At 66.3% G+C, this 439-nt stretch carries 1 pseudogene; it reads left to right on the top strand.

From position 1 onward, the window contains the following. Positions 1–439, top strand: a pseudogene (locus FHK88_RS03690) (class I tRNA ligase family protein); the annotation flags it as partial.

Below are 439 nucleotides of genomic sequence, written 5' to 3'. Positions count from 1 at the left end.
GTACGCCGTGGTGGCCACCTACGTTGGCGCCGACCTGGCAGGGCTTGCCTACCAGCCGCTGTGGAACGACTTCAGCGACACCGAAAAATACGGCACCGAAAACGCCTGGCAGATCCTCGTGGCGGACTACGTCACCACCACCGACGGCACCGGGATCGTCCACCAGGCTCCTGCCTACGGCGAAGACGACCAGAAGGTCTGCGAGGAAGCCGGCATCCCGGTGGTCCTCTCCGTCGACGAGGGCGCCAAGTTCCTGCCGCTGTTCCGTGGCGGTGACCTGGACACCATCGTGGGCCTGCAGGTATTTGAGGCGAACAAGCCCATCACCCAGGTGCTGCGCGCCCAGGGCCGGTTGGTCCGGCAGGCCAGCTACGAGCACAGCTACCCGCACTGCTGGCGGTGCCGCAACCCGCTGATCTACCGCGCTGTGTCCTCCTGG

Source organism: Psychrobacter sp. I-STPA6b, assembly GCF_020662265.1.
GTDB lineage: Bacteria > Pseudomonadota > Gammaproteobacteria > Pseudomonadales > Moraxellaceae > Psychrobacter.
This window is presented reverse-complemented; position numbering and strand designations above follow the sequence as displayed.